Source organism: Bacteroides nordii (assembly GCF_019930665.1).
Taxonomy (GTDB): domain Bacteria; phylum Bacteroidota; class Bacteroidia; order Bacteroidales; family Bacteroidaceae; genus Bacteroides; species Bacteroides nordii.
Window position 1 is genome coordinate 1,373,801 of sequence record NZ_CP082886.1, and the last position, 17,464, is coordinate 1,391,264.

Here is a 17,464-nt window from a genome sequence, read left to right on the forward strand (position 1 = left end):
ACTTTTATGAATGTAACTGAATACCTACAGACATGGTCAGCCTCGTACAAGGCTGACATGCTGGATAATATTATGCCTTTTTGGTTGAAGCATGGTCTGGACCGCCGGAATGGAGGTATATATACTTGTTTAAATCGTGATGGTTCGCTGATAGACACTACCAAATCCGTTTGGTTTCAGGGGCGTTTTGCTTTTACATGCAGTTATGCATACAATCATATTGAGCAGAATCTCGACTGGCTGGCTGCGGCAAAGAGCACACTTGATTTCATAGAACATCACTGTTTTGATTCGGATGGGCGCATGTTTTTTGAAGTTACAGCATCCGGAGAGCCCATTCGTAAACGCCGTTATGTATTCTCCGAAACCTTTGCAGCCATTGCGATGGCGGAGTATGCGATTGCTTCGGGCGAAAGGGCTTATGCAGAAAAGGCTTTAAACTTATTTAAAGACATTCAGCGCTTTCTTCGGACTCCCGGCATTCTGGAGCCAAAATATTGTGAAACGGTGCATACAAAGGGGCATTCGATTGTTATGATCCTTATAAATACAGCTTCGCGCATTCGGGCTGCCATAGCCGATCCCATACTCGACCAGCAAATTGATGACTCTATTGCTTTGCTGAAAAAGGACTTTATGCATCCGGAGTTTAAAGCATTACTGGAGACAGTGGGTACTAATGGTGAATTTATTGATACCATAAACGGACGTATCATCAACCCGGGCCATTGTATTGAAACCTCCTGGTTTATCCTTGAAGAAGCCAAGTACCGTAATTGGGATAAACAGCTTACTGACATGGCTCTTACCATTCTCGACTGGTCTTGGGAGTGGGGATGGGATAAAGAACACGGTGGTATCATCAACTTCCGCGATTGTCGTAACCTGCCCCCACAGGATTACGCACATGATATGAAATTCTGGTGGCCGCAGACGGAAGCTATTATCGCTACACTCTACGCTTACCAGGCAACAAAAGATGAAAAATATCTTGCTATGCATCAGCAAATCAGTGATTGGACATACGCTCATTTTCCTGATAGCGACTTTGGCGAGTGGTATGGATATCTTCATCGCAACGGAACAGTCTCACAACCGGCAAAAGGTAACATTTTCAAAGGTCCTTTCCACATCCCCCGGATGTTAACGAAGAGCTATGTACTTTGCCAGGAATTACTACCTTAAAACAACAATATATATATTGCCATACGAATTGTTTATGGTTTTTAATGGCATTTTCTATTAACATTATTAACGTAGATGTTAAAGATCGGATTCTTCCTTTGTAAAAGTACGTACTTTTGTAGTATGAAAGTGTACACTCTTGTATAGTAAAAGTGTACATTTAACACTCCATTAAATACGTACTTTTATAATATAAAGAATAGTACTTCTGAATGTGTTGACTATCAATAGATAACCTCACTGAATAGTGAGGTTTGAAAGAGAAAGTATATTCTTATATTTGCGGTTGATGAGAGAGATACTTGTTTTAGAGACAAGTATAAACCGTAGCAGGAAGTACGCAATAATAAATAAAAAGAACTACATATTATGAAAAACTCAAAAATTTATCCATGGATTGTGGTAGCTCTTCTTTGGGGAGTGGCATTACTCAATTACATGGATCGTCAGATGCTTTCGACAATGAAAGACGCCATGCAACTGGATATTGCAGAACTACAATCAGCTACTAATTTCGGCCGTTTGATGGCTGTGTTTCTTTGGATATACGGATTTATGAGCCCCGTAGCCGGTATGATTGCCGACAGGTTGAATAGAAAGTGGTTAATTGTAGGGAGTCTTTTCGTATGGTCTGCTGTCACTTTTGGTATGGGATATGCCGAAACGTTCAGTCAGGTATATTGGTTGCGTGCTTTGATGGGAGTTAGTGAAGCACTTTATATTCCCGCAGGGCTTTCACTGATTGCCGACTGGCATCAGGATAAATCCCGGTCATTGGCAGTAGGTATACACATGACGGGGCTTTACACAGGGCAGGCTATCGGTGGCTTCGGTGCTACGGTGGCAGCGGCATACTCCTGGCATACTGCTTTTCATTGGTTTGGTATTATCGGCATTATCTATGCTTTGATTCTGGTGTTGTTCTTACATGAGAATAAAGAGCATATTGAGATTGAACGCTTGCGCAGAGAGGAGCCGAAGCAGAAATCATCTGTATTCAAAGGCCTTTCTTTGCTGTTCAGTAACATTGCATTTTGGGTAATATTGTTCTATTTTGCCGCACCGAGCCTTCCGGGATGGGCTACAAAGAACTGGCTGCCTACATTGTTTGCCGAAAATTTGAATATTCCGATGGCCGAAGCGGGACCAATGTCAACTATTACGATTGCTTTGTCTTCTTTCGTCGGTGTATTGCTTGGGGGTGTTCTTTCGGATAGATGGGTATTGAAGAATATCCGTGGTAGAGTTTATACCGGTGCTATCGGATTGGGACTTACAATTCCGGCGCTGATGTTGTTGGGATTTGGCCACAATACAGCAGGCATCGTGGGAGCAGGTTTGCTGTTTGGTGTGGGCTATGGCATTTTCGATGCGAACAACATGCCTATTCTGTGCCAGTTTGTGTCAACTAAATATAGAGCCACGGCTTATGGTATAATGAATATGACTGGTGTATTTGCCGGAGCAGCAGTTACCAGTTTGTTGGGACGCTGGACCGATGGTGGCAATCTGGGATTGGGTTTTGCATGGCTTAGCGTTGTTGTTCTGATAGCATTGGCGTTGCAACTCTATTTTTTGCGGCCTAAAACAGATAATATGGAATAGACTTTATATATGCTAAATAACTTAATTATTTCCATATCCTAATAAAATGAAAAATAGTATCTTTGTCCTCAATAATATTCATACAATTTTAATCATTACCATGAAAAATACCCCTCTTATGTTTCTCCTTTTCTGCTTTTTATGTACTACACCTGTACTTTATGCAGCAGATACTATATTCGTTAAGGAAGCGCGTATCCCTGTCTTGATCGAAAGACAAGACAACGTTCTGTTCTATCTGCGCCTGAATGCACAAGAGAGCAAAAAACTGAATAATGTGGTTTTGAAATTTGACAAAGGAACAAGGCTTTCAGATATTCAATCGGTGAAACTTTATTATAGCGGTACAGAGGCGTTGCAGAATGAGCATAAGAACCGTTTTGCACCGGTTGAATACATTTCCAGCCATGCTGTGGGAAATACGCTGGCTGCCAATCCGTCTTATTCAATCAAAAAAGCCGAAGTGAGTAATCCTAATGCCGAAGTAACATTGAAGGGCAGCCAAGATCTGTTTCCAGGTGTCAATTATTTCTGGGTCAGCTTGCAGATGAAGCCTTCCACTCCGCTGGCCGCTAAGGTTACGGCGAGTATCGCCTCTGTGACAGTGGATGGTAAACAAGCACTTATAGATATTGTATCTCCAAAAGAAACAGAACACCGCATGGGGGTAGGCGTGCGTCATGCCGGAGATGATCAGTCGGCCGCATTCCGTATTCCGGGACTGGTGACTACCAACAAAGGTACGCTGTTGGGAGTGTATGACGTGCGTTATAATAGTAGTGTTGATTTGCAGGAGCGCGTCGATGTAGGTTTAAGCCGGAGTACGGATGGTGGAAAGACATGGGAAAAAATGCGTTTGCCACTGGCATTCGGAGAATATGGAGGACTGCCTGCTGCACAGAATGGGGTAGGAGACCCGTCTATTCTGGTAGATACAAAGACCAATACAATATGGATTGTTGCTGCATGGACGCACGGCATGGGCAATCAACGGGCGTGGGTGAGTTCGCATCCGGGAATGGATATGAATCATACGGCGCAATTGATGATGACAAAGAGTACTGACGATGGAAAGACGTGGTCGGCTCCGATCAACATCACGGAGCAGGTGAAAGATCCTTCCTGGTATTTCCTGCTGCAAGGACCGGGGCGTGGCATCACTATGCAAGACGGTACGCTGGTGTTTCCTATTCAGTTTATTGATGCCACACGTATACCCAATGCCGGTATTATGTACAGTAAGGACCGGGGACAAACCTGGAAAATACATAACTATGCCCGTACCAATACCACCGAGGCACAAGTGGCGGAAGTAGAGCCTGGTGTATTGATGCTGAACATGCGCGATAACCGGGGTGGAAGTCGTGCAGTATCTATAACCAGGGATTTAGGCGAAACGTGGACAGAACATATTTCTTCGCGGAGTGCTTTGCGTGAGCCAGTGTGTATGGCAAGTCTGATAAAAGTAGAGGCAAAGGACAATGTGCTTGGCAGAGATCTTTTGTTCTTCTCCAATCCTGATACAACGAAGGGAAGAAACCATATCACTATAAAAGCCAGTCTGGATGGAGGCGTAACCTGGTTGCCTGAACATCAGTTGTTGATAGACGAGGCCGATGGTTGGGGATATTCCTGTCTTACGTTGGTGGACAATGAAACGATTGGCATTTTGTATGAGAGCAGTGTGGCGCATATGACATTTCAGCAGATTAAAATAAAAGATATAGTGAAATGAGGCACATTGTATATAGCGTTGCATTTCTCCTGTTGCTTTGTACATTTCCTACAGTCCGGGCAGGTGAGATTCATTTCCTGCCAGAGCCGCAGCAAGTGAAACTGAGCGGTGAGCAGTTTGATATGAAACGGGTGAGGCTCGTCTCTTCCGTACTTGTTCCGCAACTGGAAGCATGGGTGACCGAAGCGGGAGGGACTGCCGATGAGTGCGCCTCTTCTGTAATTGAAATCCGGTTGGTTGAGAAACTGGAGGGGATACCCTTGAATGAAAATGAAGCATATCGCCTGACGGTACACAGAAACAAGATCAGGGTTGAGGCTATCACCGAACAAGGAGCTTATTGGGGATTACAAACATTGAACCAATTGTTGCAGCACCGGAGAGGAAAGACCTTTGTTCGGGGATGTGAGATTGTAGACTGGCCTGCTTTTCGGGTACGGGGATTCATGCAGGATGTAGGCAGAGGCTATATTTCTATGGACGAATTGAAGCGGGAGATCGACATGCTTTCTCGTTATAAAATCAATGTGTTTCACTGGCATCTGACAGAGAACCAGGCATGGAGGCTTGAGAGCAAGCTCTTTCCGGTATTGAATGACAGTTGTAATGTGACGCGCATGCCGGGCAAGTTTTATACGCAGGAAGAAGCCAAAGAGTTGGTTCGGTACTGTAAACAGCGTCAGGTATTGCTGATACCGGAGTTTGATATGCCGGGGCATAGTGCCGCCTTTGTACGGGCCTTTCGGCACGATATGCAGAGCGAAGCGGGAATGAAAATTCTTAAACTGCTGATGGATGAGGTCTGTGATGTTTTTGAGGTACCTTACCTGCATATCGGCACGGATGAGGTAGCCTTTACCAATCCGCAATTTGCGCCGGAGATGGTAGCCTATATCCGGGCAAAAGGCAAGAAAGTGATTTCCTGGAATCCGGGCTGGCACTACAAACCGGGAGAAATAGATATGACCCACCTCTGGAGCTACCGCGGAAAGGCGCAGGAAGGTATTCCTGCCATTGATTCAAGGTTCCACTACCTGAATCATTTTGACGTATTTGCCGATATAATAGCTTTGTATAACAGTCGCATTTACAATCAGCCTCAGGGTAGTGATGATATAGCCGGGGCTATCATGGCAGTGTGGCAGGATAGGGTAGTAGTGCCCGAGGAGAATGTGATCAGAGAGAATGCCTTTTATCCTAACATGCTGGCTTTTGCCGAGCGTTCGTGGAGAGGGGGAGGCTCCGAATATTTCGACCGGAACGGTACAGTTCTTCCGGGTGAAGACTCGGAGGAGTTTAAGAGCTTTGCTGATTTTGAAGAAAGAATGTTGTGGCACAAAGAGCATCATTTCAAAGGATATCCCTTTGCTTATGTGAAGCAGACAAATGTGAAGTGGAACATTACGGATGCTTTTCCCAATGGAGGAAATCCGGAACAGGCATTTCCACCCGAAGCCGGACTCAAAGATCAGTATATATATGATGGCAAAGCGTATAATGTGCGGCAGGCTATCGGTGCGGGTATCTATCTGCGTCATGTATGGGGTACGCTGGTCCCCTCTTTCTATAAAGAGCCGGCAGAAAACCATACGGCATATGCCTATACATGGGTATATTCGCCCAAAGCACAGGATGTGGGGTTGTGGGTGGAGTTTCAGAACTACGGACGTTCGGAGAAAGACTTACCTCCTCCAGCCGGAAAGTGGGATTATAAAGGGAGCCGCATCTGGCTGAACGATAGTGAAATACTTCCTCCTGTGTGGACGGCTACCCACACAAAGCCGGATAATGAAACGCCTTTGGGTAATGAAAACTTTACAGCCCGCCCTCCTTTGAAGGTACACTTGAATAAGGGGTGGAATAAGGTGCTGCTGAAACTTCCGGTAGGGAAATTTACGACTCCTCAGGTCCGTCTGGTGAAGTGGATGTTTACAACTGTTTTTGTCACGCTTGATGGCGAACATGCAGTAGACGGGTTGATTTACTCGCCGGAGAAAAAACTAAAATGATTTTGTATCTATTGAATTCAGATAAAAAAGGATGACGATGAATAAAGAAATTGACTTGTCCGTATCATGCTACGGGAAAACGAGAGAGTTAGTTTATGATTTGGTACTGCTTCCCTGGGGAGCTACCGAACCGCACAATCTGCATCTGCCTTATTTGACAGATTGTATCCTGGCACACGCCATTGCCGTTGATGCGGCAGAGCGCAGTAAAGAGTTGTATGGTGTGCGCTGTATGGTGATGCCTCCTGTAACTATGGGGTCACAAAATCCGGGACAGCGCGAGCTGCCCTTCTGCATACATGCCCGGTATGAGACTCAGAGGGCAATTCTTACGGATATCGTGGCTTCACTCCATACACAGGGCATTCGCAAAATGGTGATTATCAATGGACATGGCGGGAATAATTTCAAGAATATGATTCGCGACTTATCTGTTGATTACCCGGACTTCCTGATAGCTTGCAGCGAGTGGTTTGCGGTGCTTCCGGCAAGGGAGTACTTCGATCGGCCAGGCGACCATGCCGACGAGGTGGAAACTTCTGTGATGATGCATTATCACCCGGAGTTGGTTAATCTGGAAGAAGCCGGTGAGGGTAAATACAAACCATTTGCCATAAGTTCACTGCAAGAAAAGGTTGCATGGATTCCGCGAAACTGGCAGAAAGTATCTGAGGATACAGGTATCGGAGATCCCCGGCTGGCTACGGCAGAAAAGGGTAAAAGATACGCCGGGGCTGTGGTAGAAAAGTATGCGCAGTTGTTGGGGGAATTGGCGAAAGGAGATATATACTGAGTTTTACCACAGAGTAACACTGAGTTAAATCTTTATTGAAACGCGGATTAACGCGGATTAATGTAGATTAAAAGCCTGTAGTTCTTTATCATCTATTTGTTTCCCTTTGCGAAAATTTGCGTTTATCTGCGTTTCAATAAAGATTTAACTCAGTGTTACTCTGTGGTAAAATCTTCCATGATTTATATATTATGAAAAAGTCCTCCCTCATAGTCCTGTCACTGATCGCCACTGTAATCACGGGCGGTCTACTTCCGGCATGTACCTCCTCTTCCGGGCAGGAGGCCGCCTCTTGTGCCATACGTATAGAGCATATCTCCGGTTTTCCGGATTATGAACCCGGATACTCTCTGGGAGTGTCGGCATGCTATGCCGGTTTTATAAACGACGATCTAATCATTGCAGGCGGTTGTAATTTCCCTGATATACCTGCTTCCGAGGGAGGTGAAAAACGTTTTTATAAAGGCATATATAGGGGCCTGCCCGCCAACGACTCTACATTGACATGGACCCAAATAGGTGAACTCCCCGTTGAGGCTGCCTATGGAGTAACGCTTTCACTGCCTCATAAACTAATCTTTGTAGGTGGCAATCATTCCGCAGGCGGGCTTTCTACTACCTACTCTTTGTCATTGAATGCCACAGGCGACGCTGCTATTCTTGACACATTGCCCGCGTTACCTTTTGCTTTAGATAATATGGCAGGCGCTGTTCTTGGGAATGTTCTTTATGTGTTCGGGGGTAACAAAGCAGGTGTTCCCTCTGCTTCTCTGTTCTCTTTGAGCATGGAGAATCCTGTTGAGGGCTGGAAGGAAGAGCCAGCCTTGCCCGGAGCTCCACGTGTGCAACCGGTTTGTACTGCTCAGGAGGATGCGCTCTACATTTGGGGAGGCTTTTCACCTTCCTTAGGAGAGAATCAGGAGGCCACGGTTGCTACGGATGGCTATCGGTATCTTCCGGCGTCGAAAACATGGGAACCCGTATCGGCACCTGTGGTCCCGGCCACAGGCGAACTTCTTACTTTGACGGGAGGGGCCTCCATAGCCTGCTCGGACAGTCTTATTCTTTGTGTAGGCGGAGTGAATAAAGAGATTTTTCTGGATGCAATCAGCGGAAGTTATAGCCGGGTTACTAAAGAAAATTATCTGACGCAACCCGTAAGCTGGTATCGCTTTAACAACCGCTTGATGGTATATGATATCCACCGGAACGGCTGGGATGAATGGGGACAATCTTCCGGTCTGGCACGTGCCGGTGCTGCTTTGGCAGGAAGGCAACAAGAAGTCTTCGTTATAGGTGGTGAGACAAAGCCCGGCATTCGTACAGCACAAATTTGCAAGATCGTAATTGAATGAACATTAAGAAGGAATAATTTATGAAGAACAAGTGGATTTTTATTGTGCTATTGCTTGTATCTGTTGCAGGCAATGCCCAGGAGCGGAAATACTCAACGTTTTATTATCAGCGGGCTACTTTGTTTGAAGAGTTACCCGTCACCTCGAAGGATATTATTTTTCTGGGAAACAGTATCACAAACGGAGCGGAGTGGGCCGAGTTGCTTGGCAATAAGCATGTCAAGAACAGAGGGATTAGTGGGGATGTCTGCATGGGAGTGTATGATCGTCTGGATGCGGTTCTGAAAGGGAAACCTGCAAAGATCTTTTTGCTGATCGGTATCAATGATGTAAGCCGGGGCACTCCGGCAGACACCATTGTGCAGCGCATCGGCATGATTGCCTCTAAAATAAAGGCAGATTCGCCCCGAACGAAGTTATATCTGCAAAGTGTACTCCCGGTGACCGATCATTATGGACTGTTTAAGGGCCACACTTCCCGTTGGGAAGAAGTAGAGAAGATCAACAAAGGGATACTCCGGCTGGCTACGGAGAGGGGGCTTACGTATATCGACCTTTACGCTCATTTTGTTGATCCGGTAACGGGGAAAATGAATATGGATGATACGAATGACGGATTACACCTGTTGGGTAAAGGTTATCTGAAATGGGTGGAGATTGTTAAACCTTATGTTAACGGAAAATGAGAAAGATAGTACTGAGTTATTTGCTGGTTCTTTGTAGCCTGGTTGCCGTAGCCCAAACGCCGGTAAGGGTGGCTTGTATAGGAAACAGCATTACGTATGGAGCCGGGATTGAAAACCGGGAACGGGATGCGTATCCTGTCCAGCTGCAACGGATGTTGGGAGAGGGGTATGTGGTAGGAAATTTTGGTAAATCAGGAGCTACATTGCTGAATAAAGGGCATCGTCCCTATATCGAACAGAAGGAATTTCAGCGGGCATTGACCTTTGCGGGAGATGTTGTTGTGATCCATCTGGGCATCAATGATACTGATCCGCGCGACTGGCCCAATTATCGTGATTATTTCGTCAGAGACTATCTGGCGCTGATCGACTCTTTCCGTGTAGCCAATCCGAAGGCGCGTATCCTGGTGGCGCGAATGACTCCCATAACCAACCGTCACTCCCGTTTTGAGTCGGGCACGCGCGACTGGCACGAACAGATACAACAGGCCATTGAAAGGGTGGCCGAGTTTGCCGGGGCACAACTGATAGACTTTCATACTCCCCTTTATCCTTATCCCTTTATGCTTCCGGATGCGGTACATCCCACTGCCGAAGGAGCAGGGATTCTGGCACAAACGGTTTGCTCGGCCATAACCGGTGATTATGGTGGCCTTCGTCTGCCGCAGGTATACAGTGATAACATGGTATTACAACGTGATTGTCCGTTGGAAGTGCGGGGTATTGCCAATGCCGGAGAGGAAGTAACGGTAAGCATTGCCGGACAAAAGCAACGGGCTAAAACCGGATCTGACGGACAGTGGTGCGTGCGTCTGAAACCCATGCAGGCGGGAGGCCCTCATACACTTGCTGTTGCTGCCGGAAAGACCCGGTTACACTTTTCCAACGTGTTGGTAGGAGAAGTATGGCTTTGTTCGGGGCAGTCCAATATGGAGTTTATGTTGAAAGAAGCCTCTACGGCCCGGATGGATATTCCTCAAAGTGACAATAATAACATTCGTTTGCTGGATATGAAAGCCCGTTGGCGTACCAATCCAGTAGAGTGGGAGGAGTCCGTACTCGATTCTCTAAACCATTTGCAGTATTATAAAGATAGCCAATGGACGGTTTGTACGTCGGCCAGTGCTGCTGATTTTTCTGCTGTGGCATACTATTTCGGGAAGATGTTGCAGGATAGCCTGCATGTACCCGTTGGTTTGATTTGCAATGCAATTGGTGGTTCGCCCACAGAAGCGTGGGTGAGCAGGCATGCATTGGAGTTTCACCTTCCTATCATGTTTCGCAATTGGACGAAGAATGATCCGCAAAACTGGATACGCGCACGCGCTACGCTGAATGTTAAGAAATCGACGAATAAGTTTCAGCGTCACCCCTATGAACCATGTTATCTGTATGAGTCCGGCATCCTCCCGTTGGATAGATTTCCGGTGAAAGGAGTGATCTGGTATCAGGGAGAATCCAATGCTCCCGATTACGAGACGCACGAGAAGCTGTTCCACCTGCTTGTAGATAGCTGGCGCAAGAATTGGGAAAATCCGGAACTTCCGTTTTACTACGTACAGCTCTCTTCCATGGACCGTCCTTCGTGGCCGTGGTTTCGCGATAGCCAGCGCAGGTTGCTGAAGGAGGTATCTTATACGGGTATGGCTGTTTCGAGCGATCAGGGTGATTCGCTGGATGTACATCCTAAGAATAAGAAACCGGTGGGCGAGCGTCTGGCACGTCAGGCATTGAACCGTACGTATGGCATGAAAGCGGTTGTACCTTCCGGACCCTTGTTCCGCAGTGCAGAGTTCCGCAAAGGGGCTGCTTATGTTTCGTTTGATTTTGCCGATGGAATGTCTTCTTCGGATGGCAAAGTGTTGCGGACTTTTGAAGTGGCAGAAACCGAAGGGCTCTTCTATCCGGCCAAAGCCGAGATCGTTGGCGATCGGATAAAAGTATATAGCGATCAGGTGAAGCATCCCCGTTATGTGCGTTATGGCTGGCAACCTTTCACCCGTGCCAATCTGGTGAATGCTCAGGGGCTGCCGGCTTCTACTTTCCGATCTTATTAAGAGAGAGGAAATACCTGCTGTATAACATCTCCGAATACCCTTTTACAGGCAAGGCGTTGCCTGTATGCTGTTCATATAGCGTCTTTTTGCTGCTGATTTCATAGGCTCTGTTCTGTGATATTCCGGAAGCCGGAAGAAAACTCATTACTTCACGAACCCCTCTATCCTTTTTTTTGTTATAAATGTATATTGAAGATGTATATACCTTAAAAAAAAGAGATATCATGAAACAACACCACACTACACATTTGAGATTTTTTCTCTTATGTCTCTTTTCTCTGTTTCTTTTTTCGGATGTCGTGGCCCAGAAGCCCGGATTAGTTCCGCTCGATTCTTTAATAACCGTAGGATATGCCACCGGAAGTATTAAAAATCTGTCTGGTTCCGTTGAGAAGATCACCGAGTTACAGATGAACCGGGATCAGATCACGAATCCTCTCGATGCAATCCGTGGCCGTGTGCCGGGGTTAACCATACAACGGGGAACAAACGGGCAGGCCGCCCTGGATGCCGTTCGCTTGCGGGGTACCACCTCTTTGACCAGTGGCAACGATCCGTTGATCATCGTCGACGGGGTATTTGGCGATTTGAATATGCTTACCTCCATTTATCCCACTGACATCGAAAGTTTTACTATCCTGAAAGATGCCTCCGAAACTGCCCAGTACGGTTCCCGTGGGGCTTCCGGTGTCATAGAGGTGACTACCAAAAAGGGTATTAGCGGCAAAACCCGCGTCAGCTATAATGGTAGTTTCGGTATAACCTCCGTTTACAAGAATCTCAGCATGCTATCGGCAAACGGCTTTCGGCAGGTGGCCGGTGAGCGGGGACTTTCCATTCTGGATTTGGGAAACAATACCGATTTTCAGAAAGAAATAGAACAAACCGGATTTCAGCAGAATCATCATGTCGCCTTTTATGGCGGTTCCGATGCCTCCAGCTACCGTGTCTCCCTGGGATATGTAGACCGGCAGGGGGTGATACAAAATCAGGATATGAGGAATTTTACATCCAACATGAATATGAGCCAGAACATTTTTGGCAACTTTATCCGTTGCGAGTTAGGCATGTTTGGCTCCGTGCAGAAGAACCATAACTTGTTCGATTACCAGAAGACATTTTACTCTGCGGCTACTTTCAATCCCACCTTTCCCAATCATAAGAATACGGAAACCGGTTCGTGGGATCAGATCACAAGTGCCAGCCAGATCACCAACCCGCTGGCATGGATGGAAGTGAAAGACCATGATGCTACTTCTCACATCAGTACACATGCCCGGCTGACGTTCAATCTGATGGATGATCTAAAGCTCGTCATGTTTGGTGCATACACCTACAATATTGTAGAGAACTCCCAGTATCTCCCCACATCGGTCTGGGCACACGGGCAGGCATACAAAGGGACGAAGAAGATGGAGTCTCTACTTGGCAACCTGATGCTGAGCTATAAAAAGAACTGGCGGAAACACTTCTTTGATGTGCTGGCACTTGCCGAACTTCAGAAGGAGACCTATACCGGATATTATACCACCGTCACAAACTTTAGTTCCGACCAGTTTGGATATGACAACCTTCAGGCAGGTGCAATCCGCCTTTGGGAAGGTACGAATTCTTATTATGAAGAGCCACATCTGGCTTCCTTCATGGGGCGTTTCAATTATACCTATGCCGACCGCTATATTCTTACCGTGAATGCCCGTACAGATGCTTCCTCCAAGTTCGGGAGCAATCATAAGTGGGGCTTTTTCCCTTCCGTATCCGCAGCATGGGCGGTGAGTGAAGAGGAGTTTATGAAGCGTATCCCTCTGGTTGACAATCTGAAACTACGTGTAGGTTACGGATTGGCGGGAAATCAGAACGGGATAGATTCATACACCACCCTCGGATTGGTGAGACCCAACGGGGTAGTGCCTGTGGGCAATTCGGCAGTAGTTACCTTGGGAGAGATGCAGAATATAAACCCCGATTTGAAGTGGGAGGTGAAACATACGTTTAATGCCGGGGCAGACTTAGGGATGTTTGGCAACCGCCTGCTACTCTCTGTCAATTACTACAACTCAAAGACCACCGATATGCTCTATCTTTATAACGTCAGTGTGCCTCCCTTTACCTACAACACGCTGCTGGCAAATATCGGTTCCATGCGTAACAGCGGTACCGAGATAGCCATTGGTATCACTCCACTCAAAACGCCGGATATGGAACTGAATATCAATGCCAATATTACCTTTCAGCGCAACAAACTACTCTCTTTGAGCGGTACCTATAATGGCGAGAATATCTCGGCACCGGAGTATAAAAGCCTGGCAAGCCTTGACGGTGCAGGCTTTCATGGAGGATACAATCACATCGTCTATCAGATAGTGGGACAACCGCTCGGTGTTTTTTATCTTCCGCACAGCAACGGGCTTGTATCCGATGGCGATGGCGGATATACCTATGGCATAGCCGATCTGAACGGAGGAGGCATCAGTCTTGAAGACGGTGAAGACCGCTATGTGGCAGGGCAGGCAGTACCCAAAACTTTACTGGGGTCTAACATCAGTTTCCGTTACAAGCGTTTTGATATTTCGGTACAGATCAACGGAGCTTTCGGACACAAGGTCTACAACGGCACTTCGCTGACTTATATGAATATGAACATCTTCCCCGATTATAATGTGATGGAAGAGGCCCCCCGGCGAAATATAAAAGATCAGACCGCCACCGATTACTGGCTGGAAAAGGGAGATTACGTCAACTTCGATTATCTTACCATCGGCTGGAATGTCCCGTTAGCAAAGGCTCAGAAGTATATCCGGTCACTTCGTCTGGCATTTACGGTCAATAACCTGGCTACCATCAGCGGCTATTCCGGACTTTCGCCGATGATCAATAGTTCCACCGTCAACTCTACATTAGGAGTAGATGATAAACGTGGTTATCCGCTGGCGCGGACTTATACAGTAGGTTTGAGTATTAACTTTTAAAAAGGAGCTACGATGAAACGTTCATTTATATATATAGCATGTTTTCTGCTGTTATCACTGGCGCAACTATCCTGTGATGACTTTTTACGTGAGAAACCGAGAGACCGCATCTTTGAGGAAGAAGCATATAAAAACTTGTCCGACTTGTATCTCAATGCAGTCGCCTCATTGTACAACAATATTGGCGGATACAGTGACAGCCAGGGCTTGCAGGGCACCGGACGCGGTATCTACGATCTGAATACCTTCACTACCGATGAGGCTATAATGCCCACCCGGGGTGGCGACTGGTATGATGGTGGTTTCTGGCAGGGGCTTTATCTGCACAATTGGGGTGTCAATAATGATGCTATACAAGCCACCTGGGAATATTTGTATAAAGTGATAGGTTTAAGTAATAAATCGCTGGAAAGAATAGCGCAGTATGCCGGGACGCACAACGACAGGGAGTTAGTGGCCTATGAAGCAGAGGTGCGAGCATTACGTGCCCTGTATTACTATCATCTGGTAGATTTGTTTGGAAATGTTCCGTTGGTATTGTCTTCTTCTATGCCGGTGAAAGAAGTGAAACAGTCCACCCGCCAGGAGGTTTATGATTTTGTTGTACGCGAGTTACAGCAGTCGGCTCCCGAACTGAGCACTGCCCATAGCAATCTGCCCGGTACTTATTATGGACACATTACCCGCCCCGTTGCCCATTTCCTTTTGGCTAAACTGGCTCTGAATGCAGAGGTATATACCGATAATGACTGGACGGACGGCATACGCCCGGATGGCAGAAACATCTATTTTAATGTAGGTGGTGAAGAGCTTAATGCCTGGCAGACCGTTGAGGCTTATTGTGATTCTGTCACGAAGTCCGGTTACCGGCTTGAAGAGGATTATACCACCAACTTTGCCGTATTCAACGAATCATCGGCCGAGAATATCTTTATTATACCGATGAATAAGAACCTGTACACCAACCAGATGCAATATCTCTTCCGTTCGCGTCACTACAACCATGCCAAGGCATATGGCTTGAGTGGAGAGAATGGTTCAAGTGCCACCATTGAGGTTCTGAAAACCTTTGCCTATGGCACTCCTCAGGTTGATCCCCGTTTTGACAAGTGCTACTTTGCCGGCATTGTTTATGACTTGAAAGGAAACGTTGTGAGGCTGGACGACGGTACGATACTTGAATACCTACCCTGGGAGGTGGCTTTGGATATATCCAATGAGCCTTATGAGAAGACAGCAGGAGCCCGTATGAAGAAGTACGAAGTAGATGATACGGGCACGAAAGACGGTAAACTGATGGAGAATGATATTGTGCTTTATCGCTATGCCGACGTGCTGCTGATGAAGAGTGAAGCAAAAGTCCGCAACGGAGAGAACGGTGATGAAGAGTTGAACCGGGTACGTTCCCGTGTGGCTGCTCCTTACCGGGAAGCTACCTTGAATACCCTTCTTGATGAGCGCCAACTGGAATTTGCCTGGGAAGGCTGGAGGCGACAGGATCTTGTGAGGTTTGGATTATTCACCCGTCCGTATAGCAGCCGGCCACAGTTGGCTGGCGAAGCGAGTGGGTATACTACGGTATTCCCCATACCGGATAAGGTGAGGCGTATGAATCCGAATCTGGTTCAGAATCCGGGGTATAAATAAGGATATAACGTATTCCGGAGTAAGAATAGCTACCTGTCGGTACATTTTCTAATGTTAACAGGTAGCTGTTTTTTTATCTGTATATATCAACAGAACGTTGTTGGGTGGTAGAAAAGATGTTAATAAACATATGCCGAAAATGTAAAAAAAAAGCATAAATAGTTGTTTGTTAGCTTTGTTTTCGTAATTTTACAAATTCCTTTTTCCCTTTGTTCTTAATGAACTCGTAACAAGAGCACTGACTTAACTTAATAGAAGATATGAAAAATTGTACTTTGTTATTCCTTTTGTTTTTTATGATAACACCAGGCTGCTTAGCTCAGCAGCTATCAAAAGAGGCTTCACAGCCCCGATCTGGTGATGTGCTTTATAAGATACAACAAGACTATACTACTTCCGGGGCAAAAGGTTCAGGAGTAGTATGGGATTTTCGTACACAAAAAGCAGATAATGACACCTACAGAGTTGGTTATACCGGTAAGATTGATTCTGTACTTTGTCTATCAGAATCCCGTACACAATACAAGTACCGGCTTTCCACTGATTCGTTGCTTCTTATAGGCTATGAGAATGCCAATGCCCGGGTAGACAACAGGTTTCCGATGATTGCCCTGCACTATCCATTTGCCTATGGCGATTCTATCAGCTCTTATTTCTATGGTGAAGGGAGTTATAGCCATTCTTTAGGCATCTCTTCCTACGGTTTTTCTTCCGTTGTGGCCGATGGATTAGGGTGTTTGCTACTTCCCGACACGGATACTTTGCGGCAAGTTCTTCGTGTTCGTCGTGATCAGTATATAGGGCAGACTTACTATGCCAATAGGCATTCTACTCCCTGTATTGACAGTATTCCTCATTTATCCGATACTATACAGGTATGGTTGCAACGAGACCCTGCTACCTGGCATGTTGTCCATTGCCAGTGGTATGCTCCCGGCTATCGTTATCCGGTATTCGAAACCTTTGAAAATTCTATATATAAGTCCGGTATTTTACACAAACACTTCAATACCTCCTTTTATTATCCCCTTACAGAACAGCAATATCTGAAAGATGATCCGGAAAACCGTGCTATTCGTGAACAGTTAGCGGTCGTTGCAGAAAAAACTCCCGGACAGAATTCGGAAAACAATCCTTCCGTATCAAGACCTGGGTACAGGTCTTTTCTGTTGGATTATACGTTGGTTCCCGGGAAACAATTGACACTGAACTATCAAATGAATGAACCGGTACAGTTGGAGGTGATTCTTACTACAGTTTCGGGTATTGTTATCCACTATCAGTCTCCTCACATAGTTTCTGCGGGGGGGTATTCTGAGAAAATAGATGTTTCGCAGAGCGGAGACAAAGAGTTTATTCTTAGTACTATTGTGAATGGAAAGCAAGAGTCCCGAAAAATAATGTAATAGTGACCTTAAAACTA

The 17,464-nt window shown here is 46.2% G+C and carries 11 protein-coding genes; all 11 read left to right on the forward strand.

Annotation, left to right across the window (positions count from 1 at the left end):
* The first annotated feature begins 6 nt into the window (after positions 1–6).
* The 11 genes from K8P02_RS05295 (at position 7) to K8P02_RS05345 (ending at position 17,447) form a co-directional block, all read left to right on the forward strand.
* Positions 7–1,185 (forward strand): AGE family epimerase/isomerase, encoded by a 1,179-nt coding sequence (locus K8P02_RS05295; RefSeq protein ID WP_007485047.1) that lies wholly within the window; start codon positions 7–9, stop codon positions 1,183–1,185.
* Between the two features lie 369 nt (positions 1,186–1,554).
* Positions 1,555–2,790: an MFS transporter gene (locus K8P02_RS05300; protein WP_007485049.1), complete on the forward strand. Its 1,236-nt coding sequence runs from the start codon at positions 1,555–1,557 to the stop codon at positions 2,788–2,790.
* Positions 2,791–2,890: 100 nt separating this feature from the next.
* Positions 2,891–4,525: a sialidase family protein gene (locus K8P02_RS05305; protein WP_085929645.1), complete on the forward strand. Its 1,635-nt coding sequence runs from the start codon at positions 2,891–2,893 to the stop codon at positions 4,523–4,525.
* Positions 4,522–6,534, forward strand: a complete 2,013-nt coding sequence (locus tag K8P02_RS05310; protein WP_007485051.1) for a family 20 glycosylhydrolase — start codon at positions 4,522–4,524, stop codon at positions 6,532–6,534. The genes K8P02_RS05305 and K8P02_RS05310 overlap by 4 nt, the downstream gene beginning before the upstream one ends.
* A 37-nt stretch (positions 6,535–6,571) precedes the next feature.
* A complete protein-coding gene (locus K8P02_RS05315) occupies positions 6,572–7,327 on the forward strand; it encodes a creatininase family protein (RefSeq protein WP_025867919.1) in 756 nt (251 codons plus the stop codon).
* Positions 7,328–7,518: 191 nt separating this feature from the next.
* Positions 7,519–8,682 carry a cyclically-permuted mutarotase family protein gene (locus K8P02_RS05320; protein WP_195350731.1) on the forward strand — a complete coding sequence of 388 codons (1,164 nt, stop codon included), beginning with the start codon at positions 7,519–7,521 and terminating at the stop codon, positions 8,680–8,682.
* Between the two features lie 20 nt (positions 8,683–8,702).
* Entirely contained in the window at positions 8,703–9,368 is a 666-nt protein-coding gene (locus K8P02_RS05325; RefSeq protein ID WP_025867920.1) for a GDSL-type esterase/lipase family protein, read from the forward strand.
* On the forward strand, positions 9,365–11,425 hold the full coding sequence (locus tag K8P02_RS05330) for a GDSL-type esterase/lipase family protein (RefSeq protein WP_025867921.1): 2,061 nt from the start codon (positions 9,365–9,367) through the stop codon (positions 11,423–11,425). The genes K8P02_RS05325 and K8P02_RS05330 overlap by 4 nt, the downstream gene beginning before the upstream one ends.
* Positions 11,426–11,649: 224 nt before the next feature.
* Positions 11,650–14,394: a SusC/RagA family TonB-linked outer membrane protein gene (locus K8P02_RS05335; RefSeq protein WP_025867923.1), complete on the forward strand. Its 2,745-nt coding sequence runs from the start codon at positions 11,650–11,652 to the stop codon at positions 14,392–14,394.
* 12 nt (positions 14,395–14,406) lie between these two features.
* Complete coding sequence (locus K8P02_RS05340) at positions 14,407–16,041, forward strand: RagB/SusD family nutrient uptake outer membrane protein (protein ID WP_025867924.1); 1,635 nt, start codon at positions 14,407–14,409, stop codon at positions 16,039–16,041.
* 260 nt (positions 16,042–16,301) lie between these two features.
* Complete coding sequence (locus tag K8P02_RS05345; RefSeq protein ID WP_155921476.1) at positions 16,302–17,447, forward strand: hypothetical protein; 1,146 nt, start codon at positions 16,302–16,304, stop codon at positions 17,445–17,447.
* Positions 17,448–17,464 lie beyond the last annotated feature (17 nt).

Excerpts from the sequence above, each read along its gene's own strand:
- K8P02_RS05305 (WP_085929645.1), top strand. The coding sequence starts at position 2,891 with ATGAAAAATACCCCTCTTATGTTTCTCCTTTTCTGCTTTTTATGTACT.
- K8P02_RS05335 (WP_025867923.1), top strand. The coding sequence starts at position 11,650 with ATGAAACAACACCACACTACACATTTGAGATTTTTTCTCTTATGTCTC.
- K8P02_RS05345 (WP_155921476.1), top strand. The coding sequence starts at position 16,302 with ATGAAAAATTGTACTTTGTTATTCCTTTTGTTTTTTATGATAACACCA.
- K8P02_RS05340 (WP_025867924.1), top strand. The coding sequence starts at position 14,407 with ATGAAACGTTCATTTATATATATAGCATGTTTTCTGCTGTTATCACTG.
- K8P02_RS05315 (WP_025867919.1), top strand. The coding sequence starts at position 6,572 with ATGAATAAAGAAATTGACTTGTCCGTATCATGCTACGGGAAAACGAGA.
- K8P02_RS05325 (WP_025867920.1), top strand. The coding sequence starts at position 8,703 with ATGAAGAACAAGTGGATTTTTATTGTGCTATTGCTTGTATCTGTTGCA.
- K8P02_RS05310 (WP_007485051.1), top strand. The coding sequence starts at position 4,522 with ATGAGGCACATTGTATATAGCGTTGCATTTCTCCTGTTGCTTTGTACA.
- K8P02_RS05300 (WP_007485049.1), top strand. The coding sequence starts at position 1,555 with ATGAAAAACTCAAAAATTTATCCATGGATTGTGGTAGCTCTTCTTTGG.
- K8P02_RS05330 (WP_025867921.1), top strand. The coding sequence starts at position 9,365 with ATGAGAAAGATAGTACTGAGTTATTTGCTGGTTCTTTGTAGCCTGGTT.
- K8P02_RS05320 (WP_195350731.1), top strand. The coding sequence starts at position 7,519 with ATGAAAAAGTCCTCCCTCATAGTCCTGTCACTGATCGCCACTGTAATC.
- K8P02_RS05295 (WP_007485047.1), top strand. The coding sequence starts at position 7 with ATGAATGTAACTGAATACCTACAGACATGGTCAGCCTCGTACAAGGCT.